The 26,288-nt window shown below is 66.3% G+C and carries 26 protein-coding genes; 13 read left to right on the forward strand and 13 right to left on the reverse strand.

What is annotated here, in order from left to right:
- The 5 genes from AC57BR_RS02065 to AC57BR_RS02085 all read left to right on the forward strand — a co-directional run.
- Positions 1-122: hypothetical protein (locus tag AC57BR_RS02065; RefSeq protein WP_496358273.1), on the forward strand; the 122-nt coding region annotated here is incomplete at its 5' end.
- A 190-nt stretch (positions 123-312) separates the two neighbouring features.
- Entirely contained in the window at positions 313-1,593 is a 1,281-nt protein-coding gene (locus AC57BR_RS02070; protein WP_496358119.1) for a dicarboxylate/amino acid:cation symporter, read from the forward strand.
- A 139-nt stretch (positions 1,594-1,732) separates the two neighbouring features.
- Positions 1,733-2,008 carry a winged helix-turn-helix domain-containing protein gene (locus AC57BR_RS02075; protein ID WP_496358274.1) on the forward strand — a complete coding sequence of 92 codons (276 nt, stop codon included), beginning with the start codon at positions 1,733-1,735 and terminating at the stop codon, positions 2,006-2,008.
- Between the two features lie 25 nt (positions 2,009-2,033).
- A complete protein-coding gene (locus tag AC57BR_RS02080; RefSeq protein WP_496358120.1) occupies positions 2,034-2,789 on the forward strand; it encodes an ArsR/SmtB family transcription factor in 756 nt (251 codons plus the stop codon).
- A 148-nt stretch (positions 2,790-2,937) separates the two neighbouring features.
- Positions 2,938-4,134 (forward strand): TerC family protein, encoded by a 1,197-nt coding sequence (locus AC57BR_RS02085; RefSeq protein ID WP_496358121.1) that lies wholly within the window; start codon positions 2,938-2,940, stop codon positions 4,132-4,134.
- On the opposite strand, the gene AC57BR_RS02090 is transcribed toward AC57BR_RS02085, so the two are convergent.
- The 7 genes from AC57BR_RS02090 to AC57BR_RS02120 form a co-directional block, all read right to left on the reverse strand.
- Positions 4,135-5,034: a serine hydrolase domain-containing protein gene (locus AC57BR_RS02090; RefSeq protein WP_496358122.1), complete on the reverse strand. Its 900-nt coding sequence runs from the start codon at positions 5,032-5,034 to the stop codon at positions 4,135-4,137.
- 441 nt (positions 5,035-5,475) lie between these two features.
- The gene (gene eda / locus AC57BR_RS02095) at positions 5,476-6,102 is read right to left on the reverse strand and encodes a bifunctional 4-hydroxy-2-oxoglutarate aldolase/2-dehydro-3-deoxy-phosphogluconate aldolase (RefSeq protein WP_496358123.1); all 627 of its coding nucleotides are present in this window, start codon (positions 6,100-6,102) and stop codon (positions 5,476-5,478) included.
- Positions 6,095-7,558: a mannitol dehydrogenase family protein gene (locus AC57BR_RS02100; protein ID WP_496358124.1), complete on the reverse strand. Its 1,464-nt coding sequence runs from the start codon at positions 7,556-7,558 to the stop codon at positions 6,095-6,097. Before AC57BR_RS02100 ends, eda begins: the two co-directional genes overlap by 8 nt.
- Positions 7,559-7,569: 11 nt before the next feature.
- Entirely contained in the window at positions 7,570-8,511 is a 942-nt protein-coding gene (locus AC57BR_RS02105) for a PfkB family carbohydrate kinase (RefSeq protein WP_496358275.1), read from the reverse strand.
- 38 nt (positions 8,512-8,549) lie between these two features.
- Positions 8,550-9,761 (reverse strand): D-mannonate dehydratase ManD, encoded by a 1,212-nt coding sequence (manD, locus tag AC57BR_RS02110; protein WP_496358125.1) that lies wholly within the window; start codon positions 9,759-9,761, stop codon positions 8,550-8,552.
- Between the two features lie 94 nt (positions 9,762-9,855).
- Positions 9,856-10,881, reverse strand: a complete 1,026-nt coding sequence (locus tag AC57BR_RS02115; RefSeq protein ID WP_496358126.1) for an L-idonate 5-dehydrogenase — start codon at positions 10,879-10,881, stop codon at positions 9,856-9,858.
- Complete coding sequence (locus AC57BR_RS02120; RefSeq protein ID WP_496358127.1) at positions 10,878-12,299, reverse strand: MFS transporter; 1,422 nt, start codon at positions 12,297-12,299, stop codon at positions 10,878-10,880. The genes AC57BR_RS02115 and AC57BR_RS02120 overlap by 4 nt, the downstream gene beginning before the upstream one ends.
- Before the next feature lie 154 nt (positions 12,300-12,453).
- Between AC57BR_RS02120 and AC57BR_RS02125 the strand changes: the two genes are divergently transcribed.
- A complete protein-coding gene (locus AC57BR_RS02125; RefSeq protein ID WP_003804462.1) occupies positions 12,454-13,185 on the forward strand; it encodes a GntR family transcriptional regulator in 732 nt (243 codons plus the stop codon).
- Positions 13,186-13,323: 138 nt separating this feature from the next.
- Here AC57BR_RS02125 and AC57BR_RS02130 read toward each other — a convergent pair whose 3' ends face one another.
- Positions 13,324-13,869 (reverse strand): YceI family protein, encoded by a 546-nt coding sequence (locus AC57BR_RS02130; RefSeq protein ID WP_496358128.1) that lies wholly within the window; start codon positions 13,867-13,869, stop codon positions 13,324-13,326.
- 378 nt (positions 13,870-14,247) lie between these two features.
- On the opposite strand from AC57BR_RS02130, the gene AC57BR_RS02135 reads away from it, so the two are divergent.
- Positions 14,248-15,000 (forward strand): HNH endonuclease family protein, encoded by a 753-nt coding sequence (locus AC57BR_RS02135; protein ID WP_496358129.1) that lies wholly within the window; start codon positions 14,248-14,250, stop codon positions 14,998-15,000.
- A gap of 47 nt (positions 15,001-15,047) precedes the next feature.
- On the opposite strand, the gene AC57BR_RS02140 is transcribed toward AC57BR_RS02135, so the two are convergent.
- Positions 15,048-15,341: an Rv3202a family protein gene (locus tag AC57BR_RS02140; protein WP_496358130.1), complete on the reverse strand. Its 294-nt coding sequence runs from the start codon at positions 15,339-15,341 to the stop codon at positions 15,048-15,050.
- Between the two features lie 128 nt (positions 15,342-15,469).
- Positions 15,470-16,681 carry a formaldehyde dehydrogenase, glutathione-independent gene (gene fdhA, locus AC57BR_RS02145; protein ID WP_496358131.1) on the reverse strand — a complete coding sequence of 404 codons (1,212 nt, stop codon included), beginning with the start codon at positions 16,679-16,681 and terminating at the stop codon, positions 15,470-15,472.
- A 311-nt stretch (positions 16,682-16,992) separates the two neighbouring features.
- Between fdhA and AC57BR_RS02150 the strand changes: the two genes are divergently transcribed.
- Both AC57BR_RS02150 and AC57BR_RS02155 read left to right on the forward strand, forming a co-directional pair.
- Complete coding sequence (locus AC57BR_RS02150; RefSeq protein ID WP_307100153.1) at positions 16,993-17,295, forward strand: DUF1540 domain-containing protein; 303 nt, start codon at positions 16,993-16,995, stop codon at positions 17,293-17,295.
- 133 nt (positions 17,296-17,428) lie between these two features.
- Complete coding sequence (locus tag AC57BR_RS02155) at positions 17,429-21,241, forward strand: TM0106 family RecB-like putative nuclease (protein ID WP_496358132.1); 3,813 nt, start codon at positions 17,429-17,431, stop codon at positions 21,239-21,241.
- Positions 21,242-21,243: 2 nt separating this feature from the next.
- On the opposite strand, the gene AC57BR_RS02160 is transcribed toward AC57BR_RS02155, so the two are convergent.
- Together AC57BR_RS02160 and AC57BR_RS02165 are read right to left on the reverse strand one after the other, a co-directional pair.
- Entirely contained in the window at positions 21,244-21,546 is a 303-nt protein-coding gene (locus tag AC57BR_RS02160) for an acylphosphatase (protein ID WP_496358133.1), read from the reverse strand.
- A 141-nt stretch (positions 21,547-21,687) separates the two neighbouring features.
- A complete protein-coding gene (locus AC57BR_RS02165) occupies positions 21,688-22,563 on the reverse strand; it encodes a pullulanase X25 domain-containing protein (RefSeq protein WP_496358134.1) in 876 nt (291 codons plus the stop codon).
- Positions 22,564-22,797: 234 nt separating this feature from the next.
- Here AC57BR_RS02165 and AC57BR_RS02170 point away from each other — a divergent pair, with 234 nt between their 5' ends.
- The gene (locus AC57BR_RS02170) at positions 22,798-23,097 is read left to right on the forward strand and encodes a hypothetical protein (RefSeq protein WP_496358135.1); all 300 of its coding nucleotides are present in this window, start codon (positions 22,798-22,800) and stop codon (positions 23,095-23,097) included.
- Between the two features lie 12 nt (positions 23,098-23,109).
- On the opposite strand, the gene AC57BR_RS02175 is transcribed toward AC57BR_RS02170, so the two are convergent.
- Positions 23,110-23,412 (reverse strand): DUF2630 family protein, encoded by a 303-nt coding sequence (locus AC57BR_RS02175; protein ID WP_496358136.1) that lies wholly within the window; start codon positions 23,410-23,412, stop codon positions 23,110-23,112.
- Positions 23,413-23,718: 306 nt separating this feature from the next.
- Here AC57BR_RS02175 and AC57BR_RS02180 point away from each other — a divergent pair, with 306 nt between their 5' ends.
- The 3 genes from AC57BR_RS02180 (at position 23,719) to AC57BR_RS02190 (ending at position 26,231) form a co-directional block, all read left to right on the forward strand.
- Positions 23,719-24,612: a glucose 1-dehydrogenase gene (locus tag AC57BR_RS02180; protein ID WP_496358137.1), complete on the forward strand. Its 894-nt coding sequence runs from the start codon at positions 23,719-23,721 to the stop codon at positions 24,610-24,612.
- A gap of 223 nt (positions 24,613-24,835) precedes the next feature.
- A complete protein-coding gene (locus AC57BR_RS02185) occupies positions 24,836-25,810 on the forward strand; it encodes an aldo/keto reductase (RefSeq protein WP_496358138.1) in 975 nt (324 codons plus the stop codon).
- A 58-nt stretch (positions 25,811-25,868) separates the two neighbouring features.
- Complete coding sequence (locus AC57BR_RS02190; protein WP_496358139.1) at positions 25,869-26,231, forward strand: DUF6457 domain-containing protein; 363 nt, start codon at positions 25,869-25,871, stop codon at positions 26,229-26,231.
- Positions 26,232-26,288: the final 57 nt, after the last annotated feature.

Raw genomic sequence — 26,288 nt, forward strand, 5'->3', positions numbered from 1 at the left:
CCCAGGAAGCCCTCGCCACCGGCCGCGGCGTAGCCGAACTCGTCCTCGAACACGGCCTGCTCACCGAAACCCAACTCCAGGAACTCCTCAGCCCCGAACGCCTGGCAAACCTCAGCAAGTAATCCCCGACCGCCCCCTAACCTCGCAAGCTCGGTTAGGGAACCCGGCGGTCGTGGGCCCAGCCACCCGCCGGTCCCGACAAGCTCGACCGGCGGGAACCACCGCACGCAATTACTCTCCCCCACAGCGGCGAGGGGCACGCCGTCGTGCTCTTAAACACTGCTCTCCCTGGACCTATCCGAAGGATTAATCTTGAAAAACAAATCAACGATGTGGATTCTGGCTGCGCTTCTGATCGGAATCATCGGAGGACTGGTGTGCCATTGGCTGCTCGCCGATGCCGCCCGCGAATCTCTCGTGGCGGTCTTGGACACCGTGACCCACATGTTCCTGAACCTGATCAAGATGATCATCGCCCCGCTGATCTTCGCCACCCTGGTCTCCGGCATTGCAGGGGCCGCGAAATCCGCGGGTGTGGGAAAACTCTTCGGCCGCTCGATGATCTGGTTCCTGTCAGCCTCCGTCCTGGTGGGCGCCTTCGGATTCATCACCGCCCATGTGCTGAATGTCGGTGACGGGCTCAACCTGGTGCCGGGAGGTGACGCCGGGATGGAAACGAAGCCTCTCGACTACCAGGAGTTCATCACCCACATCATCCCAACCAGCGTCTTTGCCGCCCTCACAGCCAACAACCCCCTCCAGATCCTCGTCTTCGGCGCGCTCTTCGGCATCGCCCTGCTGAACCTTCGGAAGAAGGGTCACTCCTCCATAGCCAACGCCATCGACGAACTGATGGGCGTCATGCTCAAGGTCACCGGGTACGTGATGCTGGCAGCACCGGTAGGCGTTTTTGCGGGCATCGCGGCGGCCTTCACCTCCCAGGGGCTCGACGCGTTTGCCACCTACGCTTCCTTCATCGGCGGCTTCTACGTCTCCCTCTCCGCACTCTGGGCGATCATGATCGCCGTCGCCGTCGCCTTCCTCGGGCGGGCAGCATTCCGCCTCGTCAGGATTGTGCGTGAACCCATGGTCATCGCGTTCGCCACCTCCAGCAGTGAAGCCGCCCTGCCCAAGCTCATTGAAGGCCTGACCAGGTTCGGCATCGAGAAGCGCACCACCGGTTTCGTGCTGCCCCTGGGCTACTCCTTCAACGTCGACGGCTCGATGATGTACATGACCTTCGCGTCGGTCTTCCTGATCAACGCCTACGGCATCGACATGGACCTTGGCCAGCAGATCGCCATGACGGCAATGCTCCTGCTCAGCAGCAAAGGCATGGCCGGCGTGCCGCGCGGGTCGCTCGTCGTCGTCGCCGCCGTGGTCCCTGCCTTCGGGATCCCCGCCGCCGGAATCGGTGTCCTGCTGGTGATCGACCAGCTCCTGGACATGGGACGCACCGCCACCAACATCCTGGGAAATGCCATCGCCACCGCGGTGATCGGCCGGAACCACGACAAAGCCGCTCCCCGCGAGGCCTCGCTCGCGGAGGGGGATGCAGAAGAGGCCAAAGAGCTGCAAACCTCGATCCACTGACCAGATCACACGCGGTCAGCGATAGCACTGGCCCGAGGGTGGCCCCTCCGAGGAGAAAACACCCACAAACAGCGCGGTTAGGTGCGCCGAGTGAAAGGCAGTTGAATTGACCGAAATAATTAGCGTCTTGGGCCGCCGGGTGGCCATTCACGGAAGTACCCGGTCAGCCAGCAACAAGATCAGGTCGGAAATCGTGGAATTTCTGGGGCACAACGGGGCGAGCAGGGTATCCGACATCAAGAGGGCACTTGGTGCCTCCCAGGAAATCGTCCGGTACCACCTGGCTGCGCTTGAGACCGCATCGATAGTGACGTCCAACATTCCTCCCGGAAACCGGGCCAGGTTCACTCCCTTTTACTCGCTCACCCGAGTTGACGATTCCAGAGAAAGAGGCCGCGGAGGCGTTGACATGTGACCAAATGGTCACCTATTCTGAGCCTGTGGACGCCGTATTCAAGGCCCTCGCCGATCCCATCCGCAGGGACCTGCTGGATGCTCTCTTTCTCGAGGACGGCCAGACCCTCAGCGCACTGGAGTCACGGTTCGAGATCACCCGATTCGGCGTCATGAAGCACCTGAAGATCCTGGAGGACGCAGGCCTCGTGGTGACCCGGCGCCGCGGCCGCGAGAAACTGCACTTCCTCAATCCGGTGCCCATCAGGCTCGTCCACGACCGGTGGGTGAGTAAGTATGCAGAACCATGGGCCGCTGCGCTTAGCGACCTCAAGACCCGATTGGAAAGTCCCATGGAAAAGATCTTCGAAATCTACATCAAGACCACACCGGAGCGGCTCTGGGAAGCCATCACGGACAGCGACATCCGCAGCAAGTACCAGTTCGGGAACACGCTGAAGTCGGACTGGACGCCGGGCTCCCGGTTCGAGATGGGCAACCCCAAGGCCGGGGCACTCCTGGGCGAGGGCGAAAACCTGGAGGTCGATCCCCCGCGTCGGCTGGTGCAGACCATGCAGGCGCTCTGGGGCGAGGACGTCAAAGCCGAGGGGACTTCCCGCGTCACCTGGGAAATCGAGCCTGTCGGGGACGACTCCTGCCACCTCACCGTCACGCATGACCAGCTCCGCGACGGCGCCAACGAACAGCTCTACGGCGGCTGGCCGATGATCCTTTCCGGCCTGAAGACCTGGCTCGAGACCGGGGAAAAGCTCACCACGCCGGGCTCGCTGATGTACGGCTGAGCCCACGGTTGGGCCCCTCCGGCCCAACTGACTGGCAATACTTGTCGTTCTGAGGGCTGAGAACGGCAACAACTGCCAGTCAGTTGGGAAGGCTGGGTAGGGTTGATTCCAAGCGCTCCGCCCGAATCGCATTCAGGAAAGAGGCAGCATGGAAGTCCCCGCTACAGTCTGGATCCTCACGATCGCCGGGATCATCGCGCTCCTGGCCTTCGATTTCTTCTTCCACGTCCGCAAGGCCCACACCCCGTCCCTGAAGGAATCCGGCACCTGGTCCGCCATCTACGTGGGTATGGCCCTCGTGTTCGGCCTCGGCATCTGGCTCTTCGGCGGCTCCAAGATGGGCACCGAGTACTTCGCCGGCTACGTGACGGAGAAGGCGCTGTCCGTGGACAACCTCTTCGTCTTCCTGATCATCATGTCCAGCTTCAAGGTGCCGCGCGCCGACCAGCAGAAGGTGCTCCTGTTCGGCATCGTCTTCTCGCTGCTCGCCCGGACCGGCTTCATCTTCCTCGGCGCCGCGCTGATCAACAGCTTCGCCTGGGTGTTCTACATCTTCGGGCTAATCCTGCTCATCACCGCCGGCAACCTGCTCAAGCCGGACAACCACGACGACGACAGCGAAACCCTCGTGGTCCGGCTGGCCAAGAAGTTCCTGCCGGCCTCCGAGCATTTCGACGGCGACAAGCTCTTCACCGAGGTGGACGGCAAGAGGGTCCTCACCCCGATGCTCCTGGTGATGGTGGCCATCGGCGCCACGGACATTCTCTTTGCGCTGGACTCCATCCCGGCCATCTTCGGCCTGACGCAGAACGTGTTCATCGTCTTCACCGCCACCGCGTTCTCGCTCATGGGCCTGCGGCAGCTGTTCTTCCTGATCGATGAGCTCCTCGACCGGCTCATCTACCTCTCCTACGGCCTCGCCGCCATCCTCGGCTTCATCGGCGTGAAGCTGATCCTGCACGCCCTGCACGAGAACAACCTGCCGTTCATCAACGACGGCGAACACGTGAACGTCCTCGAAATCAGCACCGGCACGTCCCTCGGCGTGATCCTCGGCGTACTCGCGATCACTATCATCGGCTCCGTGCTCAGCCCCAAGGGCAAGGCCAAGACCATGGTCTCGGGCGCCAAGCGGCACGCCACCACGTATGTGGACCTCAACTACGAGACGGACATTGCCGAGCGCGAGCGGATCTTCGACAAGCTGGTCCACGAGGAGCAGGAACTCAAGAAGCTCCCGGAGAAGTACAAGCGGCTCATCCGCAACCAGACCGAGTTCATGAACCTGATCCGCCAGGCCCACGCCGAGCACGACCAGGCACTCGAGCGCGCCGGCGAGAAGTAGTCAGCTTCCCGGGGTTCCCGCGGCTCCCGCCAGCTCCGCCAGCTCCGTCAGAAGACGGAAGCCGTGACGGTCCACGGGTGCCGCCGTCGCGGTCAGAAGTACGACGGCGGCCCCCGCCTTCCGGTCCAGGCCCACCCAGGAACGGAAACCGCCCGTGCCTCCGTTGTGCCAGGTGACCTCGCGGCCCTTCGCATCCAGGGTCATCCAGCCGGCGCCGATGCGTGCGGCCGGCCCGGCGTAGTTCGCCACCGGGTCCAGCGCGGCCAGGCCCGGCACTGATCCGTCCAGCATGGCCCGCACCAGCCGGGCCATGTCACTGATGGAGGCACGGATTCCGCCGGCCGGGGCAAGCGCCTCGCCGGTCCACGGCTGCATCACCTTGCCCGAGCGGCTCCGGCCGGTGACCGCCGTCGGACGCACCTCAGCGGCAGTGGCTGGTGCGTAAACAGAGCTGAGCCCCAGCGGACCTGTGAGCCGCTCGCGGAGGAACTCCTGGAAGCTCAGCCCGGCACCGGCGGCGACGGCGTGGCCCAGGAGCTCGAAGCCGAAGTTGGAGTAGCGCGGCCGCGGGGCTCCCAGCCGCCGCACAAATCGGGCCTGCTGGAGCAGTTCCGCCAGGGTTTCGCCGTACGGATTGGTGCCGCGCAGCATCAGGGCAGGCGTGCGCCGAAGGGTGCCCGCCTGCCGGGGCAGCCCCGGCAACCCTGAGGAGTGCCGGCTCAGGGAAGCCAGCGTCACGCCCGCCGCGGGGCCGTCGCCGAGCGGCAGCAGCTCCCCCAGCGTGGTGCCCGGGCCGAGCTCGCCACGGCTCAGGGCGTCCGCATAGAGTACCCCGGTGAGGCCCTTGGAGACCGACCCGATCTCGAAATCAGCAGCAAGGGAGGCGCCGCGGCTCGCCACGGCAACCTCCCCTGCGGAAACAGTGGCCGCGGCAAAAACCGGATGGCTGCGGCCAAGGACTTGTTGTAGTTGTTCTGACAGCCGTGCGTCGCCGTGGACGTCAGGAACCGGCAGGCGCTCCAGTGTCAGTGCCTGTGAAGCATGTGGCGGATCTTGTCTCCGAGTCCTCCGGCGGTGCGCCCGCGACCCATGGAAGAGGTCCGTCCCGCGGTGTAGGGCCTGGTGCCCCGGGTGTATCCCCTCGTGTATCCACCGGTTGTTCCGTGCGTGGTCCGTCCGGAAATACGTCCTGCGGCATTCCTGATCATGTTGCCCAAGTTCATGATGAACTCCTTAGGTTGTGCGTCTGTTCAGGCTGCGACCGGGTCTTAGGACCGGTCTTTCCCGACTCTACGCGCGTCCCGGAGGCAGATCTACGGTCAAGTAGATCCCGGGCAACTTTCATCGGCCCAGGGCTGCCGCTTCCCGGGCCAGTTCGGTGATCTGCTGCCAGTCCCCGCTTTCGACGGCGGCGCGCGGCGTCAGCCAGCTTCCTCCGACGCAGCTGACGTTCGCCAGTTTGAGGTAGTCCGGCGCCGTGGCCAGGCTGATGCCGCCGGTCGGGCAGAACGTCACATGAGGGACGGGTGCCCCGATCGCCGCCACGTACGACGGTCCACCGGCAGGACCAGCCGGGAAGAACTTCATGGTGTCCAGCCCGCGCTCCAGCACAGCCATCATCTCGCCCACCGTGGCCACGCCCGGAAGCAGCGGCACCTCCAGGGAGAGCATGTGGGCCAGCAGGGACGGGGTCACGCCGGGGCTGACCAGGAACTGCGCGCCGGCGGCCACGGCGGCGTCGGCCTGGCCGGGAGTGAGGATCGTGCCGGCGCCCACGAGGATGTCCGGCACCTCGTTGGCGATGGCCTTCAGCGAGGTGAGCGCCGTGTCAGTCCGCAGGGTCAGCTCGATGATCCGGACGCCGCCGTCGGCCAGGGCCCGGGCAACCGGAACCGCGTGCTGCGGGTCCTCGATGGTCACCACGGGGATGACCGGGGAGACGTTCAGAACGCTGGTGGCGTCAGCCATGGTTGATCTCTTTTCTCAGGCCTTCGAGCCCGTGCGTGTCGATGATGCTGTACCAGTGCATGAGGAGGTCCGCGAACCCCTGATGCCGGGCCAGTTCGGCGTCGAAAATGCTGCGGCAGCCCAGCAGCGCGGGAACTACGTCAGCCGCGGTCCGCGACGCCGGCAGGGCGGCGTGGAGTTCGGCGGCCAGCGGATCGTTTAGCTCGTCCACGGGCGTGGTGGCCACGTGCCTCATCCAGGCAGCGACGGCGAGCGCCGCCCACCGGGGTTCGCGGCCGCCGTCGAGGTTTCCGCGGACGGTGCTGAGCAGGCGCAGGCCGATCTTCTGCGAACCGTCGCTGCCCACCTTGGCCGTGGTGTGGCCCAGGGCTGGGTTGGCGAACCGGGTCAGCACCTGGGCGCAGTACTCGTCCGCGTCGAGCCCCTCGGGGAGCGTGATGGTGGGCAGGACGTCCTCGGTCATCATGCGCCGGGCGGCAGTGAAGAACGCTCCCTCGGCCACGGCGTCGCTGATGGTCTCCCTGCCGGCTGCGAGGCCAAGATAGGCCAGCAGCGAGTGACTCGCGTTCAGCAGCCGCAGCTTCGCCGCCTCCCAGGCCGCGACGTCGGTGCTGAACAGCGCTCCGGCATCCTCCCACCGCGGGCGGCCCGCGGCGAAGTTGTCCTCGATGACCCACTGCATGAACGGCTCGGCCACCACGGCTGCCTCGTCCCGGAGTCCCAGTTCATGTTCGACGGCGTCCAGGTCATCCGCCGTCGTGGCCGGCACCATCCGGTCCACCATGGTGCTGGGGAACGTGACGTAGGCGTTCAGGAAGGCCTGCAGCGGTTCCGACTCCTCGGGCGGCAGTGCGGCGGCGAAGGCGTTCACCAGCTTGCCCGTCAGTTCGCCGTTGCCGGGAAGGTTGTCGCATGAGACCACCGTCAGCGGACCGGCACCGGTGCGCGCACGCTGCTGCAGGCCCCGGGCGATCTGGCCGATGGCCGTGAGCGGCGCACGGGCATCGAGGTCCGCCCGGACCTCCGCATCCTCCAGGTTCAGGGATCCCGTTTGTGGGTCGATCCGGTAGCCCTTCTCGGTGATGGTCAGCGTGACCACCAGCGTCTGCGGCGCGGCGATCCTGTCCACGACGGCGGCCGGGTTGTCCCGTCCGGAGATGGCGTTCACGACGCTCGAAACCACCCGGAGCGGTGCCGCGCCCTCGCCCCGTTCGGCCACGGTGAAGAGTCCGTCCTGTGGAGCGAGCTGCCGGGCCACGGTGTCCGAGCGCTGGGTCACGCCGGTGATCCCCCAGCCGGTTTCTCCGTTGGCCAGCATGGCGTTCTCGGTGAAGACGGCGGTGTGGGCGCGGGCGAAGGCGCCGAGGCCCAGGTGCACGATGCCGGGCTTCAGGCCGTTGGCCCGCAGCGCGGCGCCCGGGAACTCCGCTGCCGCTCCAACGTTGGCACTGCTCAAATTGGCACTGCTCAGGCGTGCGATGACAGCTCTCCTTCGGGTGTCCCGAGGGTCTGTGTCCCCAGGGCGTGGGCGCGGGTCTGCTCGAAGCTCGGAATGAAGCCGGTGCCGCCCTTCCCGCCCACCACGAGGGACGCCGCCGCTGCCCCGTACCGGACAGCTTCGGGGAGGCTATCGCCGAGCACCAGCCGCGCAGCCAGCGTGCCCACGAAGGCGTCACCCGCTCCGGTCTGGTCCACCACGGCAGGTGCGGGAATGGCTTCGATCCAGGCCGAGTCGATGTCGCTCTCCAGCTGGATTCCCTTCGCCCCGCACGTAACGGCGACGTTGGCCGTGCCCAGCGAGCGCAGCTTCGCGGCTGCCTCCTGCGGCGAGGACGTGCCCAGCAGGGCCGACGTCTCCCCCGGGAAGGAGGGCGTCACCAGGAAGGCCTTCGGCGCCAGTTCGGCGAGAGCCGCCGTCGCGTCCTCCGCGGAGGTGAGCCGCGGGCGGTAGTTGGGATCGAGGACGAAGCGGCTGGCAACCTCGGCGGCCTTGAAGACGGCGGCGCGGGAGGAAGCCGAGATGGCGCAGGCGATGCCGCCGGCGATCACGGCGCCGGCCGCGGCAAACACCTCCGGATCGACGTCGTCGGGCCCCAGCGTGGAGCCGACGCTGCCGCTGCGCGCGTAGGAGAACTCGCGCTGCCCGTCCGGGTCGCAGTGCACCAGGTAGACGCCCTGCTGGCCGGGACGGAACTTCAGGAGCTCGGTGGAAATGCCGAGTTCAGCGATCCGGGCGGCGACCGCCTGGCCGAGGTCGTCGTCGGGCAGTACTGCCAGCAGCGCAGTGCGGGCACCGGCCGCGGCGGCAGCCGCCGCGACGTTCAGGGCGTCGCCGGAGATGCCGAGCTGTGCCGGAACACCGTGCCCGAACGGGACGTCGGTGGCCACCTCGAGGAGGATCTCCCCCATCGCGACGACGCCGAACGGCTGTGCTTCTGTGGGATTACTCACCAGTCATGCACCGACCCGTCGAGCCGGCGGTTGATGGGCAGGTACTTGGGGTCGAACGGGAACGCGGCAGCTGCCTCCTCGTTGAACTCGACGCCGAGGCCCGGTGCGTCGCCGGGGTGCATGTAGCCGTCCGCGAAGGTGTAGGACGTCTTGAACACCTCGTTCGCGGGGTCGCGGTGGCCCATGTATTCCTGGACCCCGAAGTTGGGGATGCTCATGTCCACGTGCAGCGCTGCGGCGAAGGACACCGGGGAGAGGTCGCCCGCGCCGTGCGAGCCGGACCGGACGCCGTACAGGTCCGCCAGGGAGAAGATGCGGCGCAGGTGCGTGATGCCGCCGGCGTGCGAGACCGAGGTGCGGATGTAGTCGATCAGGCGTTCGGTGATGAGCTGCTGGCAGTCCCAGATCGAGTTGAACACCTCGCCGACGGCGATCGGCGTGGTGGTGTGCTGGCGGATCAGGCGGAACGCGGACTGGTCCTCGGCCGGCGTCGGGTCCTCGATCCAGAACGGGCGGAACGGTTCCAGCGAGGCACCCAGCCGGCCGGCTTCGATCGGGGTCAGCCGGTGGTGGACGTCGTGCAGGACGTGCACGCCGTAGCCGAACTGTTCCCGCACGTGCGCCATCATCTTCGGCGCGAAGTCCAGGTACGCCGTCGTTTCCCACAGGTCCTCCTGCGGGATGTTGCCGCTGGCCGGCTCGTAGGTTTTGCCGTCGACCGGCGCGATCCCGTAGGTCTTCTCCAGCCCCGGCACCGCGGCCTGCGCGCGGATGGCCTTGTAGCCGAGGTCCAGGTGGTGCTGGAAGTCAGCACTGAGGTCCTCCAGCGCGGAACCGCTGGCGTGGCCGTAGACCATGACGCCCTCGCGGGCGGCGCCGCCCAGCAGCTCGTACACCGGCATGCCGGCGGCCTTGCCCTTGATGTCCCAAAGTGCGACGTCGATCGCAGCGATCGCGGTCATGGTCACCGGGCCGCGGCGCCAGTAGGCACCCTTGTAGAAGTACTGCCACGTGTCCTCGATGCGGCGGGCATCGCGGCCGATCAGCAGCGGGCAGAGGTGCTCGGACAGGTAGGACGCCACGGCCAGTTCACGTCCGTTGAGGGTGGCGTCGCCGATGCCGGTAATCCCGTCCTCGGTTTCGATAACGAGCGTGACGTAATTCCGTCCTGGCGACGAAACCACTACGCGTGCGTCGGTGATCTTCACTGGTGGGGTCCTTTTGTGTGTCGGGTATTGCAAGTAGGTCGCAGCAGATGGCGTTTTGAGCCCTCAGAACGCCATCTGCTGCTACTTAGTTGGGTCAGGAGAGCCGGAGCATGACCTTGCTGCTGCCGGCGGCCGGGTCCGCGGAGACCCGCATCGCCTCCGCGGCCTGGTCGATGCCGAACTTGTGGGTGATGACCGGTGAAACGTCCAGGCCTTCGGACATCGCCTTGAGCGCGTCGGTGATCTCGTCCGCGAACCGGTAGGAGCCGATCCACGTGATTTCCCTTGTCACGAGGTCCCCGAGTGCGGCCGGGGCGGGGGCACCGGGCAGGTTGCCCACCTGGACGATGGTGCCTCCCCGGGCGGTGGCGCGGAGGATGCCGCCCAGCACGGCGGGGATCCCGGTCGCCTCGAACACGAGCTCCACGTCCTCCGGCAGCGTTGCTCCGTCAAATAGGTTGCGGACCTCGTCCGCGCCCATGGCCTTGGCGGTCCGGAGTGAGGCGTCGTTGATGTCCGTGGCGATGACGGTCCGTGCGCCGGCGTACTTGGCGGCCGCGATCACCAGGGATCCGATCGGCCCGGCGCCGTTGACCAGCACGTCGCGGCCGGCCAGCGAACCCGTCCGGCCCACCGCGTGAAGTGCGACGGCGAGCGGTTCAGCAAGTGCCCCGCGAAGGGTGTCCACGCCGTCGGGAAGCGGACGGATCTGCGACGCGCGGACCAGCTTCCGTTCGCTGAAACCGCCATCCGTGTGCGGATCGAAGGCTGCCGATCCGAAGTACCGGATCTGGGGGTACAGGTTGGTCCGCCCGCTGAGCCGCTCCGGCATGATCCCGTCCCCCACGAGTTCCGCGGGGTGGACGGTGACCGGCTGGCCGACGTCGAGGTTTTCGACGCCGTCGCCCAGCTGGGCGATCCGGCCGGCCACCTCGTGGCCGAGGACGAGCGGGGACTTCAGCTGCGCGGTCCCGGAGACGCCGTGGCGCCAGTAGGAAAGGTCGGAGCCGCAGATCCCGCCCCATTCGACGTCGAGGACAACCTCCCCCGGACCGGCGACGGGCTCGGGGCGTTCATCGATGCGGAGGTCGTTGGCGCCGTGGACGACTACTGCTTTCACGCGGCGTCTTCCAAGCGGACCAGGTCGCGGCCGCGCACCTCGGGGCCGACAACCGCAGAGACCAGCGTGATCAGCGAGTAGCCGATGAGCATGGCGGCCAGCGGCCACCAGTGTCCGGTGACGGCGGTCAGCGTGGCGGCGAGGAGCGGGCCGATGGCCGTGGCGAGGATGCCGCCGATTTCCTTGGCCAGGGCGAGCTGGGTGAAGCGGGTGCGGGCTCCGAAGAACTCGGCCATGGTGACGCTCTCCATCGAGAAGAGGCTCAGCACACCCAGGTTCAGGCCGGCCACGATGGCGATGGTGACGAGAGTGGGGTTGCCGCTGGTGACCATGAGCATCATGGGAATTGCGAAGACGGCGGTGATGGCGCTCAGGATGATGTACAGGGGCCGGCGGCCGAAGCGGTCGCCCAGGATGCCGATCAGCGGGATGGTGGCGAAGCCGATGATCGAGCCGATCATGATGGCCGTGGTGCCAACGGACTTGTTCATGAGCAGGACCGTAGCCAGGTAGCCGATGAGGAAGGTCTGGATGAGGCCGGAGTTGCCGGCCTGTCCGAAGCGAAGGCCGAGGGCGATCAGGAAGGACTTGCCCTTGCGCTGGTGCAGCGCGGCTTCGATCGTGCTGGTGGACTGGGTCTTGTGCTTGGGCTGGACTGCTTCGTTTGCAGCGGACGTGGTTGCTTCAGCGGCGAGGTCGCGCTTGGCTAGTGCGACGCCGTCGACGACGTCCTCACGCTGTTCGAAGACGGGGCTCTCCTTGAGGGAGCGGCGGATCCAGACGGCGAAGATCATCAGCAGGAAACTCGCCAGGAACGGCAGGCGCCAGCCCCACGTCAGCAGCTGATCCTCGGAGAGTACCGCCACCAGGATGGCCCAGAGCGCGGAGGCGGCGAGGGTGCCGGAGTTGGTGCCGAGGCAGACGAGCGAGGAAATCAGGCCGCGGCGGCGGGCCGGGGCGTATTCCGCCAGCATCACGGTGGCGCCGGCGATTTCCGCGCCTGCACCGAAGCCCTGGATCAGTCGCAATGCCACGAGGAGGATGGGGGCCCAGATCCCGACCATGGCGTAGGTGGGCAGGACACCGATGAGCGTGGTGGACGCACCCATCAGCGCGATGGTGATAAAGAGGACCTTCTTGCGGCCGATCCTGTCGCCCATGCGGCCGAAGTAGACGGCACCGACCAGGCGGGCCACGTAGCCGACGCCGTAGGTTGCCATCGCTGCGATGAGGCCGATGACCGGGCTGACGTCGGGGAAGAAGATCTTGTTGAAGACGATGGCCGCGGCCAGCGAGTAGAGCTGGAAATCCATGAATTCCATGGCCGTTCCCAGCCAGCCGGAGACCGCGACCTTTGCGAGGTCCTTAGTGGTCCTCGTTTCGGTCTTGGCGGTGGGCGGTGCGATGCTCTCGGTCATCAGTTGCTCCTTTGCAGGCGATGAAGAAGGGGAGGTGGAGAGTTCTGCCTGGATGTGGCCGGTTTGGAGGACAGGAGAGCTGTCCTGCGGCCGCTTACTGACTACCATACAAGCACTACCATTCTAGTTTGTCAACGATGGCTACACTGGATGCATGGCAACCGGCAAACCCGAAAAAGGGCAGTCTCCGCGGCTTTCCGTGCGGGACCAGACACTGGATACGCTCCGGCGTCGCATCATCTCCCTGCAGCTCCCCCCCGGTGAGCCGCTGTCCGAGAACGAGCTCGCCCAGGAACTCGGTGTCAGCCGGACGCCCGTGCGCGAAAGCCTCATCCTGCTGCGCGAAGAAGGGCTGGTGCAGGTCTTCCCGCAGATCGGCTCGTTCGTCTCACTCGTGGACCTGGGCCGGGTCGCCGAGGCCCAGTTTGTGCGCGAGGCCATCGAGTGCGCCTCCCTGAAGGATGCCGTCGTTGACGCCGCGGGGCTCGCCGGGCTGCGGGAGATTTTGGCTGCCCAGCGGGACGCGGAATCCGCCGGGGACGTCGAGGAGTTCTTCCGGCTCGACGAGGACTTCCACCGCGAGCTCCTCCGCCTGGCGGGACACGAGTCGGCCTGGACAGCGGTCAACTCCGCCAAGGCCCACCTGGACCGCGCCCGGCGGCTCAGCCTGATCGACACACGGCCCGTGTCGACGCTGATTGAGCAGCACACCGCCGTGGTGGACGCGCTCGAGGCCAACAACCGCCCCGAAGCGGACAGCTCCCTGCGGGTCCACCTGCGCGGCGTCTTCGAGGACGTCAAGCGCATCCAGGCATCGTCGCCCGAGCTCTTCTCGGACGGCACGGCATCACGCCCAGTCCGCCGCAGCATTGCCCGGCTTTCCTAGTCCCCACTGTCTCCCTAACCTCGCAAGCTCGGCCAGGGAACCCTGACGGCGTGGGCCCATCCGGGAGCGTCATGTCCGCTCAGCGGGCGTCCACGCGACCGAGCACGCGGAGGATGTCAGCCCCGACGGATCGAAGTCCTACTGCTGCTTCACCAGGGCGGCCTCGAGGTTGATCTTCACCTTGTCGCTGACCAGGAGGCCGCCGGCTTCCAGCGCGGCGTTCCAGGTCAGGCCGAACTCCTTGCGGCTAATGTCGGCCTCGGCCGAGAAGCCTGCGCGGGTGGCACCGAAGGGGTCGACGGCGATGCCGGTGAACTCGACCTCCAGCTCAACCGGCTTGGTGATGCCCTTGATGGTGAGGTCGCCCGTCAGCGTGTAGTCCTCGCCGTCGCCGTCGATGTGCGTGCCCTTGAAGGTCATCTCCGGGTACTTGGCGACGTCGAAGAAATCCTCCCCCTTCACGTGCGCGTCACGGTTGGCGTCGCCGGAATCGAAGCTTGCGGTACTGACGGTGGCATGCAGCGAGGAATCGGCCAGCGAGTCCCGCACGTGGGCTTCGCCCGTTGCTTCCCGGAACCGCCCGCGGACCTTGCTGATCCCGGCGTGCCGTACGCTGAAGCCGATCTCACTGTGGGACATGTCGAGTGTCCAAACGCCGGGGGTCAGGCCTGCGGGAAGAGTCATGGCGCATCTCCTTAATAGGAAAAACCTGCTGGTCAGTGCGATTTCAACACTGGTTTAGCCCGGCGGTGAAGTCAAGGTCGAGTAGCTTCATCGGAGGGCATACGAGCGGGGCAAGCCAACCAACCGGGAAGGGCACACATTCCTAGCCAATTTTCAGGAAACTTCTCTAGCCTAGAAGCAGGCCCACCGCGTATCCCCCATCCGGGGTGGTCCTGCCGCTAGGAGAAGCCCCGCAAAGCCATCAGGCAGTGCGGGGCTCTCTGCGTTAAGGGCTCCCTGCGTTTAAGTACGTCATCCGCGTGGCACCGCCGGCTCCGTCCCGCCGGCCAGTACGATCGATCGTTGAATCGACAACCAGCGCTACGGGAGTAAACCGCCTTGCACCACGCACCACCCCGCAGAAGGAACTGGTTTGCAGCCGGCGCCCTTGCCGCCGTCATCCTGGCCACCACCGCCTGCGGCGGGGTTATCAGCGCAACCCGGCAGCCGACGTCGGACGCTGTTCCCGGCGGGTCAGCCGCGAACGCACCCGGGTACGCCGTCAAGGCAGCCGACCTCCTCGCCACCCTGCCCGTTAAAGGCCGCGCCCCGAAAACCGGCTACGACCGGGAGCAGTTTGGGCCAGCCTGGTCAGACACGGACCACAACGGCTGCGACACCCGCAACGACATCCTGGCCCGGGACCTCACCAAGACAACCTTCAAGCCGGGAACGAAGAACTGCATCGTCCTGACCGGCACGCTCGCGGATCCGTATACGGCCACCAGCATCGCCTTCACCCGCGGCAGCAAAACCAGCAGCGCGGTCCAGATCGACCACGTGGTCGCCCTTAGTGACGCGTGGCAAAAGGGCGCCCAGCGGCTCAGCAAGGTACAGCGGACCGCCTTCGCCAACGACCCCCTCAACCTGCTCGCCGCTTCCGGCCCCGCCAACCAGCAGAAGTCCGACGGCGACGCCGCCACCTGGCTGCCCGGCAGCCGCGCCTACCGCTGCCCGTATGTCGCGCGGCAGATCTCAGTCAAGGCGAAGTACAAGCTGTGGGTGACCCAGGCCGAACGCACCGCCATGGCCTCAGTCCTCGCCCAGTGCGGCGGCACTGTTGCCGCAGGAGCGGCGGCCGGTGGCAAATAGCCGGACGTCCTAAGCCGGTCGCAGCCCCGGCGCTCGGCCCCTCGCCTTTACTCCGGCTCCACTTCCCCCGCGAACGGGTAGTCGTCCTCGTCGCCGCCAGGCATGCCCGCGGCCTGCTCAATGGCGTCGGCCTCGGCCGCCTCCTCGGCGGAGAGGTCTGGCGCCGTGGGCGGCCCATTGGACCGCAGCGGGGTCCGCTGCTCCAGTGCGTCCGCCTCGGGAACGTCCTCGGGCAGCGGCCGCTGTTCCTCCTCCCCGGATTCCCCGCCCGCCGGCTGGCGCTGCTCAAACGCGTCGGCTTCCGGGACTTCGAGCGGTGTCTCGTCAGGCTGGCTGTTCATGGATCCTCCTGCGGCTGGGTCGGTCGTTCCACGAGTCTGGCCCTACTCTACGACGACGGCAATGGGGGCCGCGTGCAGCCCAACCCTTAAGTGGAAAACTGCATGCGGCCCGCATCGCTGCCCCTGTGTCAGCTGAGGTATCCGTTCGGGTTCAGGACGTACTTGGTGGCGGCACCGGCGTCGAACTCGGCGTACCCCTGCGGTGCGTCCTCCAGCAGGATCGGCTTCGCGTTGACGTTCTTGGCGATCTGCACGCGGTCATTGAGGATGGCCATCATCAGCTGCCGGTTGTACTTCATCACCGGACACTGTCCTGTAGTGAAGCTCAGCGACTTCGCCCAGCCCGTTCCGAGATTCAGGCTCAGCGATCCCTTCTTGGCGGCCTCGTCGATGCCGCCCGGGTCACCTGTGACATACAGTCCCGGAATGCCCAGCGCACCGCCCGCGGCAGTGATCTCCATCAGCGAGTTCAGCACCGTGGCCGGCGCCTCCTTGGCACCCTCGCCATGGCCTTTCGCCTCAAACCCCACAGCGTCCACGGCGCAGTCCACCTCGGGGACCCCCAGGATCTGCTCGATCTGCTCCGCCGGGCCGCCCTTAGTCAGGTCCACGGTTTCGCAGCCGAAGCTGCGGGCCTGCGCCAGACGGTCACTGTTCATGTCACCCACAATTACGACGGCGGCACCCAGCAGATGCGCGCTCGTCGCCGCTGCCAGTCCAACAGGACCCGCCCCCGCGACGTAAACCGTTGAGCCGACGCCGACTCCCGCCGATACGGCGCCGTGATAGCCCGTGGGGAAGATGTCCGAGAGCATGGCGAGGTCCAGGATCTTCTCCATGGCCTTGTCCTTGTCCGGGAACTTGAGCAGGTTCCAGTCTGCGTACGGCACCAGGACATAGTTGGCCTGGCCGCCCACCCAGCCGCCCATGTCCACATAGCCGTAGGCACTGCCCGGCCGGTCCGGGTTCACGTTGAGGCAGATGCCGGTCTTGCGCTCCTTGCAGTTCCGGCACCGGCCGCAGGAAATATTGAACGGCACCGAGCAGATGTCCCCGACCTTGATGAATTCGACGCCGGGCCCGACTTCCACCACTTCACCGGTAATTTCGTGGCCCAGCACCAGGTCCGGTGGCGCCGTGGTCCGGCCGCGGACCATATGCTGGTCCGAACCGCAGATGTTGGTGGCCACTGTTTTGATGATTGCGCCGTGGGGAACCTGGCGCCCCACGTTGGCCGGATTTACGCCCGGCCCGTCCTTGAGTTCAAAAGTGGGGTAGTCGATATCGATGACTTCCACCTTGCCGGGCCCCTTGTAGGCAACGGCTTTGTTCCCTTCCATCTCTTTCCTCCTGGCGTCACGGACCCTTCCCCATGAAGGGTCGGCGGTGAATTCCTGAGTGATGTGATGCGCCCTCCAGGGCATTCCCTTGAAAGGCCGGACGACGCCGTCGTGCCTTAATGGTGGAGGGTCCTGCCAGTCTAGAACGGTGCCCGCAAGGGGTCCATGGGGCTGGTGCTAAGCCATGCCGGGCGACTCCTGCAATTACGATAATTACGCAACACAATTGGGTCTTTTTGATCCGGCCCATCGGGCCTACGTTGGGAACAGCGAGTCGCCCAGCCAGGGCGTCCGGAACGTGGAGGAATCCCATGAGCACGCATGTAGCCGATTGCAGCGTCACCAATTGCTCCTTCAACGACCACTCTGAATGTAACGCCGAGGCCATCACAGTTGGCGGCACCACAGACCATGCTTCGTGCGCCACCTTCATTGACACGGGCACGCACGGCGGCCTTCCGAAAGTCCTTGCCGGCGTCGGAGCATGCCAGCGGGCCGAATGCGTCCACAACGACCACCTGATGTGCAACGCATCGGAAGTCCACGTTGGCCCCGGCCCGGACAACGCCGACTGCCTCACCTACTCCCACAACGGCAAGCAGCCCGTCACCTAACCTGCGCAGGCATGTAGGGTCCCTCATTGGCGCAGTCCCGGGCCGGTGCGGCTTGATTGTCATAGCCTCTTGCTAGATTCAAATCAGCGCACCGGGAACCGTCCCGGAGCGAGGCTGCCAATGGGGAGGCCCCATGTTCCTGCTCGACCCAACCACGCCGGGAGCACCGGCTGATCTGGTGTTTTCAGCCAGCGACCTCGTGGCCGCCAGCGAATGCGAGTACCGCACGCTCCGGATCCTGGACGAGAAGCTGGGCCGCTCCCCCAAAGCCGACTTCCCAGCCGATGAGATGCAGGGACGGGCGGGCAAACTCGGCGACGTCCACGAACATAAGGTGCTTGCTTCACTCATCGACCGCCACGGCCTGTGGGATGCCTCGCGTGGGACCGGGGTCTACTGCATAGAACGTGGAACTCCGGACCGGGCCGACCTGGCGGACAAGGCGCGCGAAACGGCCGCTGTGCTCCGCGCCGGGGCCGACGTCGTGTTCCAGGCCACCTTCTTCGACGGCGAGTTCCTCGGCTACGCGGACTTCCTTGTACGTGAGGAAATCGTGCGCGAGGAATTGGACCTGTCTGGTTCTGACCTGCCCAGCGGAGAGCGCGGTACGCTGCGGTACGCGGTCTGGGACAGCAAGCTGGCACGCCATGCCAAGGTAGGGGCGCTGCTGCAGCTCGCCGCCTACGGCGACCAGCTGATCGGTCTCGGGCTGGTACCTGCCCCGCGCGTCACCCTGGTGCTCGGAAACATGGAACACAGCTCGCACTCACTGGACGATCTGCTGCCGGTCTACCGGGAGCGCCGGGCGCGCTTCCGTCGGCTCACTGCGGCGCACCGTCACGGGGAGGCCCCCGTGGCCTGGCAGCAGCCCGGTGTCAGTTACTGCGGCCGGTGCGACTACTGCGCCGAGCAGGTGGCAGGGCACCGGGACCTGCTGATGGTGGCAGGCATGACCTCCGTCCAGCGGAAGAAGCTTGTCGCGGATGGCATCACTACCATCGACGCCCTCGCCGACCTGCCGCTGCACCTGGCCACGGGTTCGCGGCGGCGCCTGCGTGACCAGGCCAGAATGCAGACCGGGCTCGAGGCAGCCGACGGCTCACGTTCTTTCGTGAAGGAGGGCCAGCCGCACACCGTCGCGTACAAGGTGCTGGCGGACAACGCGCTGGCCGGCCTTCCCGCCCCGAGTGACGGCGACATCTTCTTCGACTTCGAGGGCGACCCGCTCTGGCAGGATCCCACAGGCCAGTGGGGCCTGGAGTACCTCTTCGGCGTGGTTGAGGCCCCGCGGCCGACTGATTCGCCGGGCCAGCAGCCGGTCTTCCGCCCCTTCTGGGCTCACTCCCGAGCCGGCGAACGGCAGGCGTTCCTGGACTTCCTCGCCTACGTGGAGGAGCGCCGCGCACAGTATCCGGACATGCACGTATACCACTACGCGCCCTACGAAAAGACTGCCCTGCGCAACCTGTCGCTGAACCACGTTGCCGGCGAGGATGTGGTGGATTCGTGGCTGCGGGACGGGCTCCTCGTGGACCTTTATGCCACAGTCCGGCATTCACTCCGGATTTCCGAGGCCTCGTACTCCATCAAGAAGCTCGAGCCCCTGTACATGGGAGACAACCTCCGCTCCGGGGACGTCAAGGACGCCGGCGCTTCCGTGGTGGCCTACGCCGCCTACTGCGAGGCGCGCGACGCCGGCCCCGAGACGCACGCTGAGGCTGCCGCCATCCTGGCCTCCATCTCCGACTACAACCAGTACGACTGCCTTTCCACGCTTCGCCTGCGGGACTGGCTGCTGCAGCTGAGTGGCGGTGCGCCTGCCGCTCCTGGCGAGGCTGTCATGGCGGACGCTGGCGCGGGGATTCGCAGTGTGGAGACGGCCAGTGTGGAGACGGCCAGTGTGGGGACCTCTACTGCCGGTCCGGGGACGGCGGCCGACTCCCGAACGCCGCCGGATGCAGTGCCGGACGCGGAACCTTCGCCGGAGGAAGCAAGCCTGCGCGCCTTCCTGGACGCCATTCCGGAGCACCGCGAGCTGCGGCCGGACGAGCAGGCCGTGGCCATGGTCGCGGCGGCCACCGGCTATCACCGGCGGGAGCGCAAGCAGTTCTGGTGGGAGCACTTCGACCGCCTCGAATCCGAGGTCGACAGGTGGCGGGACCATCGCAACGTCTTCATCGTGGAAGCGGCCGAGGTGGTCTCGGACTGGGCGCCGCCCACCTCCCGGGCCCGGACGGAGTCCCGCACTTTGCGGCTCACCGGGATCATGAGCGAGGGCTCGGAATTCAAGCCCGGCTCCACGTGGTTCCGGATGTTCGAGGACCCCCTGCCCGACGGTCTGGGCGAGGTCGACGGCGGGCGTACACCGAGGCGTGCGGCGGCCGGCCAGTCGGCAGGCGCGGCAACAGCACTCCATGAAGCCGCCATGCCGCCCTCCCGCGACGGCATCTTCGGCACGCTCGTGGAGTCTGTTGAGGACCATCCTGGTCAGCCCGGGCGGACCGTCATCACCATCACCGAAAAGTCCACGGGCAAGGTGCCGCCGTACTTCCAGCTGCCTATGGCGCTGACGGACGACCGTCCCATTCCCACCGTCAGCATCGAGGCAGCCCTGGCAGAGCTCGCGCAGCTTGTCGGGTCCACGCTGCCCGAACTTCCCAGGCATCCGGGCGTGGACATCCTGCGGCGCACAGCACCGAGGCTGGCCACCCTCCCGCATCTGCCGGCCGTCCGCAATGATGAAGACGGCCACGCCGACTACGTTTCAGCCATTGTCCAGGCGCTGAAGCACCTGAATCGGTCGTATCTCGCTGTTCAGGGACCTCCGGGGACCGGCAAGACGTTTGTCGGCTCCCACGTCATTGCCCGGCTCGTGGCAGCTGGATGGAAGGTGGGCGTAGTCGCCCAGTCCCACGCCGTCGTCGAGAACATGCTCTGCACGGCGATTTCGAAGGCCGGGGTGGATCCTGCAGTCGTTGCCAAAAGACTGGCCCAACCGCACGACGTTCCGTGGACCTGCGTCGCCGACGAGGACATTGCGAGGCTTCTGGACGCCGACGGCGGTTGCCTGGTTGGCGGAACCGCTTGGACCATGACGGGCAAATGCGTGCGGCCAGGGTCAGTGGATCTGCTGGTCATTGACGAGGCCGGGCAGTATTCGCTGGCCAACACCCTGGCTGTGGCCCGGTCCGCGAAGCGGCTTCTGCTGCTCGGCGACCCGCAGCAGCTTCCGCAGGTCACCCAGGGCTCCCATCCGGAGCCGGTCGACGAGTCGGCGCTGGGCTGGCTGTCGGCCGGCCATGCCACGATGCCTGCCGAGCTGGGCTACTTCCTCGCCGATTCCTGGCGGATGCATCCGGAGCTGTGCCGCAAGGTGTCGGTGCTCAGCTACGACGGCAGGCTGGAGTCCGCGCCGGCGGCGTCCCTGCGCCATCTCGACGGGGTGCCGCCGGGCGTTGAAACCATCCTGGTGCCGCATGCCGGGAACACCACGAGTTCAGCGGAAGAGGCTGCCGCGATCGTCGGACTGGCACGGGAGCATATCGGGCTCAAGTGGACGCCGGGCAAGGACGAGCCGATCCGGCGGCTGGAAGCCAAGGACATCTTGGTGGTGGCTGCGTACAACGCCCAAGTGCAGACCATCCGTCATGCCTTGGATCATGAGGGCCTGCCGGACGCCCGGGTAGGGACCGTGGACAAGTTCCAAGGGCAGGAGGCTCCCGTGGTGCTCGTGTCCATGGCGTGCTCTGCCATTGCCGAGGCACCCCGCGGGGCCGAGTTCCTGCTCAACCGCAACCGGATCAACGTTGCCGTGTCCCGTGGTCAATGGCGGGCCGTGATCGTCCGCTCCCCCGAGCTCACCAACTACATGCCCTCACGCCCGTTCGCGCTCGAGGAACTCGGGGCCTTCCTGGGTCTTAGCCCTGGTGAACTCAACCAAGAGTGAACTCAGCCGACGACCTGGAAGCTCCTGAATCCGCCCTTAGCCGGGGAGACTTTCTCATCGACGTGGGCAACCCTGCCCGGCGCCTGGGATGAGCCCAGCCAACGCCTGAATTCGACGATGTCCGGCTGCGGACCCTCCGCGACGACGGCGACCGAACCGTCGTCGTCGTTCCTGACCGAACCGGTCAGCCCCAGCTCGTCGGCCTTGCGCGCGGTCCAGTAGCGGAAGCCGACACCTTGGACCATTCCCGTGACGCGTGCGGTGAGGCGGACACTGTCCGGGTCTGCTGCCTTCGAGTCAGTCATGGAACCAATGTAGCGCCGGCGGCCTCGGTCTCGACAGGCTCGACCAACGGCACAGGGACCGGCGGCTCCGTGCTCGACAGGCTTGCGAACAGCGAAGCCCCGCGGCAGCGTGGTGCTGCGGCGGGGCTTTGGCCGATGGAGTCAGTTGACGGTGATGTCCCGGGTCCGGTGGTTGTAGCGGATGGTGAGCTGGCCGCCGGAGTGGTGCAGTTCGTGGTTGGCACCATCGAACGCGCCGAACGCGCCGTAGTTCTCATCCCAGGAACGGTTGAGTGCGATCTTGAAGGTGTAGTAGCCCGCCGGGATTTCAGCCGAGAGCTTCCACAGCTGGTCCAGCTCGTCCAGCTTCATCTGTGCTTCGTCATACTGCGGCGCCCAGTTCTCCGGGGCGCCCAGCAGGGTGTTGAAGTCGCCGGCCACGGCCACGGCGGCGGGCTGGTCGATGGTCTCCACGGAGTTTTCGACGGCGGGAGCCTGCGCTTCGGCGTCAGCCTCTGCCTTCTTCCGGACAGCCTTGGCCACCGGAGCGACGGCATCCTCGATCAGCTTGGCCGCCTTGTCGACAACCTTCGCTGCCTTGGACGGAGCCTTCTCGGCCTTTGCGGCGGCGGCCTTAGCGGGCGCCTTCTTGGCTGCAGGCTTGGCAGGTGCGGCCACCGGAAGGGGCGTGCCGGCAGGGACCGGAGTACCGGCGTCGAGCGCAGCCGAGAAGCTGGCCGCGTCCGGGAAAGCGACTGTTGCCCGCTGTCCGTCCTCGGTGATGGTCCAGCCGGAGCGTCCCTTAACCAGCCAGCCGGCCTTGACCAGCTTGGCCGTGGCGGTGGTCAGCGATTTGTGGCCACGCGGAATGCCACCGCTGAGAAGTTCAGCTTCGTAGGCGTTCAGCGGAACCCGAACGAGCGCTTCAGCCAGCACGGCGCCGGCGTTCTGCGACTCACCGGACAACACCCCCTCTGCCAGAACGTCCAGCACGGCCTTAAGGCGGATGTTGGTGTTTTCGGCGGCAGTCTTGCGCATGGTTCCCCTTACAGAGCGATTGTTCCCCCAGTAGTTTGCCAAGTACTGGGGGAATCTGGCGACTTTGTTCGGTAAACATTGTGTGTCGTGACCGACTATGACGGGGATTACACCTGAATTGAGGCCGAAATCTCGGTTTTTGGAGGTTTGCGGCGACCAGCCTACCCTCACATTTTCTGGCCCCGGAAATAGCAAGTAGGCTTACGATACATAACGAGGCACTATTCGGAAGGGATGAGTTCAGTGAGTGAACACAGCAGCAAGGCAGACGGCTTTATCGTTCCGGACCCGTCGAAGATTCGCGACGACGGTCCTGGCGACGCAGGGGATGACGCCAACGCCATCCGGTTCAGCGAAGAGCAGGCGCTCATCGAGGAACAGTCGCACGGCATCCGCCCGGAGCGCTACAACGTCCCATCCGGCGGGCCCACCATGGAGGAAGCCCGCGGCAACATGGACCTGTCCGACGACACCGGTGACGCGGCTTCCGCAGACAGCAGTGACGACGGACTGCACAGCGGCCAGGAACAGTAGCTACCGCACTCCTTACTGCACGTAGCCTTCCACCTCATTGACGGGCCGGGCATCCGCCTCGTTGGGATTTTCGCCGGCCTTCGCCTTCGCCCGCCGCTGGCGCAGCAAATCCCAGCACTGGTCCAGCGCCTCTTCCACCTGCCGCAGCCGGGCGCGGCGTTCACGCTGGGATTCCTCGTCACCACCCGAGCCGTCCCCGCCGGAGCCGCTGGCCGGGCCGGAGCCGCTGGCCGGGCCCGACGCCGCCGGCTCACGGAGCTGGTGCTCTTCGTCAACCAGCGCCTGAATGCGCTGCAGAATGTCCTGGTCGTCCATCGCCTTCACTCCTTGGTTGCCGCGTACTTGTTACCGCGTGCCGGTTTTACTCATGAGGACCGCCGCGGGCGACAGCTCGCCTGGGCTGGGACTGCCAGCCTAATGAGGTGACGCAGCCCGCGGAAGAGGCTGCCGCACGCCCTTCGCAGTCGAATGCCTGCCCTCGCAATTCGAATCGCGGCACCACTGGCGGCACCACCAGCGTCTCGTTAGGGTAGACGGTAAGCATGCTTAGCATTACCCCGATGCCAGCACCGCCAGAGCACGATGATCCTGTCCACGTTCAACACCATCTGGAGGAGAACCATGACCGACCAGTACACGTTCAAGAATCCTGTCACCGCGTACGAGCACATCGAGCCACCCAAGCAGCACCAGCCCGAGCCCGGCCTGGACGCCAAGCTTGAACCCAAGGCCGACCTGGGTGAGGACACCTACCGCGGCACCGGACGCCTCGACGGCAGGAAGGCAATCGTCACGGGCGCCGACTCAGGCATCGGTGCAGCGACGGCGATCGCGTTCGCCCGGGAAGGGGCCGACGTCGTGCTTTCCTACCTTCCCGAGGAGGAGGAAGACGCCGCCAGGATCGCGAATCTGATCGAAAAGGCCGGCCGCAAGGCCGTGAAAGTGCCGGGCGACCTCAAGGACGCCGCAACCTGCCAGAAGCTGGTGGACACCGCACTGCAGGAACTGGGCGGACTGGACCTCCTCGTGAACAACGCCGGCAAGCAGGTGGCACAGGAGGACATCGGCGACATCACCGACGAGCAGTTCGACCACACGCAGAAGACCAACGTGTACGCCATGTTCTGGCTCACCCGGGCCGCGGTTCCGCACCTTCCCGCCGGCTCCACGATCATCAACACCACATCGATCCAGGCCTACAACCCGTCGCCAACGCTCGTGGACTACGCCACCACGAAGGCGAGCATCAACAACTTCACGAAGGGACTGGCACAGCAGCTGGCGCCGAAGGGCATCCGCGTGAACGCCGTGGCTCCCGGGCCGATCTGGACACCCCTTCAGGTCAGCAGCGGACAGCCCAAGGAAGCGCTGCCCGAGTTCGGCAAGGACACTCCCCTGGGCCGTGCAGGACAGCCTGCCGAACTCGCCCCGGCGTACGTGTTCCTGGCTTCGGCGGAGTCGAGCTTCGTGGTCGGCGAGACCCTAAACGTCAACGGCGGCAGCCCGACGCCGTAGCAGTTGCCCACTCCGCGCGTCAGGTTGCAGCGCATTTCTGCACCACTTCAGGAGGCAGCACCGCCGCCAGCCACCGGGAAAACCGCGCCAGCATGCGGGAGACCCGGGGCGGGCGGCGTCTCGGCACCACGAAAGTGGAGCAAAAACGCCGCGAATCGGCTTATAGTGGCGACTACACCGCACCTCCCTGAGCGACTCCCGCAACCTACCTGAGGAGAGCCCCATGGAATCCCGCACACTTGGTTCACTTTCCGTCTCCAGTCTCGGCCTGGGCTGCATGGGCATGAGCGAGTTCTACGGAACCGGCGATGACAGCGAATCCATCGCCACGATCCACGCCTTCCTGGACGCCGGCGGAACCCTGTTGGACACCGCAGACATGTATGGCCCGTTCACGAACGAGTTGCTGGTGGGCAGGGCCATCGCGGGCCGGCGCTCCGATGTGGTCCTGGCAACGAAGTTCGGTAATGAGCGTCGGGAGGACGGGTCCTGGGTGGGCATCAACGGCCGCCCCGACTACGTCCGTGCCGCCTGCGACGCCAGCCTGCAGCGACTCGGCGTGGACCACATCGATCTCTACTACCAGCACCGGGTGGACAAGACCGTCCCGATCGAGGACACCGTCGGAGCGATGGCGGAGCTCGTAGCGGCCGGCAAGGTGCGTTATCTGGGGCTGTCCGAAGCCAGCGCCGACACCATCCGCCGGGCGCACGCCGTCCATCCGATAACCGCATTGCAGACGGAGTATTCCCTCTGGGAGCGGGAGCCGGAGACGAAAGTCTTCCCCGTGCTGGCCGAGCTGGGAATCGGTTTCGTGCCCTACAGCCCCCTGGGCCGTGGCTTCCTCACCGGCCAGCTGCGCAGCCCCGACGACTTTGCTGCGGACGATTTCCGGAGGCACTCTCCCCGTTTCCAGGGCGAAAACTTCACCCGGAACCTGCAGCTTGTGGACCGGGTCAAGGAACTCGCAGATGAGAAGCAGTGCAGTCCGGCACAGCTCGCTCTGGCCTGGCTGCTCGCGCAGGGCGATCACATCGTCCCCATTCCCGGCACCAAGAAGCGCGAACGCCTGGCCGAGAACATGGGCGCGGCCGCCGTCGAGCTTTCAGCCCGCGACCTTGCCCGCCTTGATGAACTTGCCCCGCCGGGAGCCGCCGCAGGGGCGCGCTACCCGCACATGTCCTCTATAGACACCTAGAACGCCCGCCGGGGGCAACAGCACCAACGGAGCAAGAGACGAACAGGAAGGGAGTCCAATGACAGGCATTACCGAGGGCGACGGCGGCACCGCCTCCGCCGGAGCGGCCGGCATCGGCGCCACGGACCAGGACCTCGCACACTGGAGCCAGCGGCTCACCCAGGCGCTGCAGATCCTGGATCTCAAAGTGGACCAGCAACTGGTCGATCGCTTGGCCGACGAGTCTTCCCGCGCGGTGAGCGGACAGGCCGCTCCTGTCACTGCGCTGCTGGTTGGCTACGCAGCCGGACTCCGGGCACACGGCAGCAGCGCGTCACCACAGGAGGCCGTGCAAGCGGCGGCCGACGTCGCCCTGCGGCTGTGTGAGCACGGCACCGAAGGCGGCCCTGACAGCGAAGGCTGGTCAAGCACCGCCCAGTAGCCCCACGCTCTGGGACGGGCGCTCTGGGACGGGCGCTCTGGGACCGGGCCGCCAGGA

Source organism: Arthrobacter sp. BGA-UO-ETr-C19 (assembly GCF_059568005.1).

Excerpts from the sequence above, each read along its gene's own strand:
- AC57BR_RS02085 (WP_496358121.1), top strand. The coding sequence starts at position 2,938 with ATGGAAGTCCCCGCTACAGTCTGGATCCTCACGATCGCCGGGATCATC.
- eda (WP_496358123.1), bottom strand. The coding sequence starts at position 6,102 with ATGGCTGACGCCACCAGCGTTCTGAACGTCTCCCCGGTCATCCCCGTG.
- AC57BR_RS02105 (WP_496358275.1), bottom strand. The coding sequence starts at position 8,511 with ATGGGGGAGATCCTCCTCGAGGTGGCCACCGACGTCCCGTTCGGGCAC.
- AC57BR_RS02120 (WP_496358127.1), bottom strand. The coding sequence starts at position 12,299 with ATGACCGAGAGCATCGCACCGCCCACCGCCAAGACCGAAACGAGGACC.
- AC57BR_RS02125 (WP_003804462.1), top strand. The coding sequence starts at position 12,454 with ATGGCAACCGGCAAACCCGAAAAAGGGCAGTCTCCGCGGCTTTCCGTG.
- AC57BR_RS02130 (WP_496358128.1), bottom strand. The coding sequence starts at position 13,869 with ATGACTCTTCCCGCAGGCCTGACCCCCGGCGTTTGGACACTCGACATG.
- AC57BR_RS02140 (WP_496358130.1), bottom strand. The coding sequence starts at position 15,341 with ATGAACAGCCAGCCTGACGAGACACCGCTCGAAGTCCCGGAAGCCGAC.
- fdhA (WP_496358131.1), bottom strand. The coding sequence starts at position 16,681 with ATGGAAGGGAACAAAGCCGTTGCCTACAAGGGGCCCGGCAAGGTGGAA.
- AC57BR_RS02150 (WP_307100153.1), top strand. The coding sequence starts at position 16,993 with ATGAGCACGCATGTAGCCGATTGCAGCGTCACCAATTGCTCCTTCAAC.
- AC57BR_RS02155 (WP_496358132.1), top strand. The coding sequence starts at position 17,429 with ATGTTCCTGCTCGACCCAACCACGCCGGGAGCACCGGCTGATCTGGTG.
- AC57BR_RS02160 (WP_496358133.1), bottom strand. The coding sequence starts at position 21,546 with ATGACTGACTCGAAGGCAGCAGACCCGGACAGTGTCCGCCTCACCGCA.
- AC57BR_RS02165 (WP_496358134.1), bottom strand. The coding sequence starts at position 22,563 with ATGCGCAAGACTGCCGCCGAAAACACCAACATCCGCCTTAAGGCCGTG.
- AC57BR_RS02170 (WP_496358135.1), top strand. The coding sequence starts at position 22,798 with ATGAGTTCAGTGAGTGAACACAGCAGCAAGGCAGACGGCTTTATCGTT.
- AC57BR_RS02175 (WP_496358136.1), bottom strand. The coding sequence starts at position 23,412 with ATGGACGACCAGGACATTCTGCAGCGCATTCAGGCGCTGGTTGACGAA.
- AC57BR_RS02180 (WP_496358137.1), top strand. The coding sequence starts at position 23,719 with ATGACCGACCAGTACACGTTCAAGAATCCTGTCACCGCGTACGAGCAC.
- AC57BR_RS02185 (WP_496358138.1), top strand. The coding sequence starts at position 24,836 with ATGGAATCCCGCACACTTGGTTCACTTTCCGTCTCCAGTCTCGGCCTG.
- AC57BR_RS02190 (WP_496358139.1), top strand. The coding sequence starts at position 25,869 with ATGACAGGCATTACCGAGGGCGACGGCGGCACCGCCTCCGCCGGAGCG.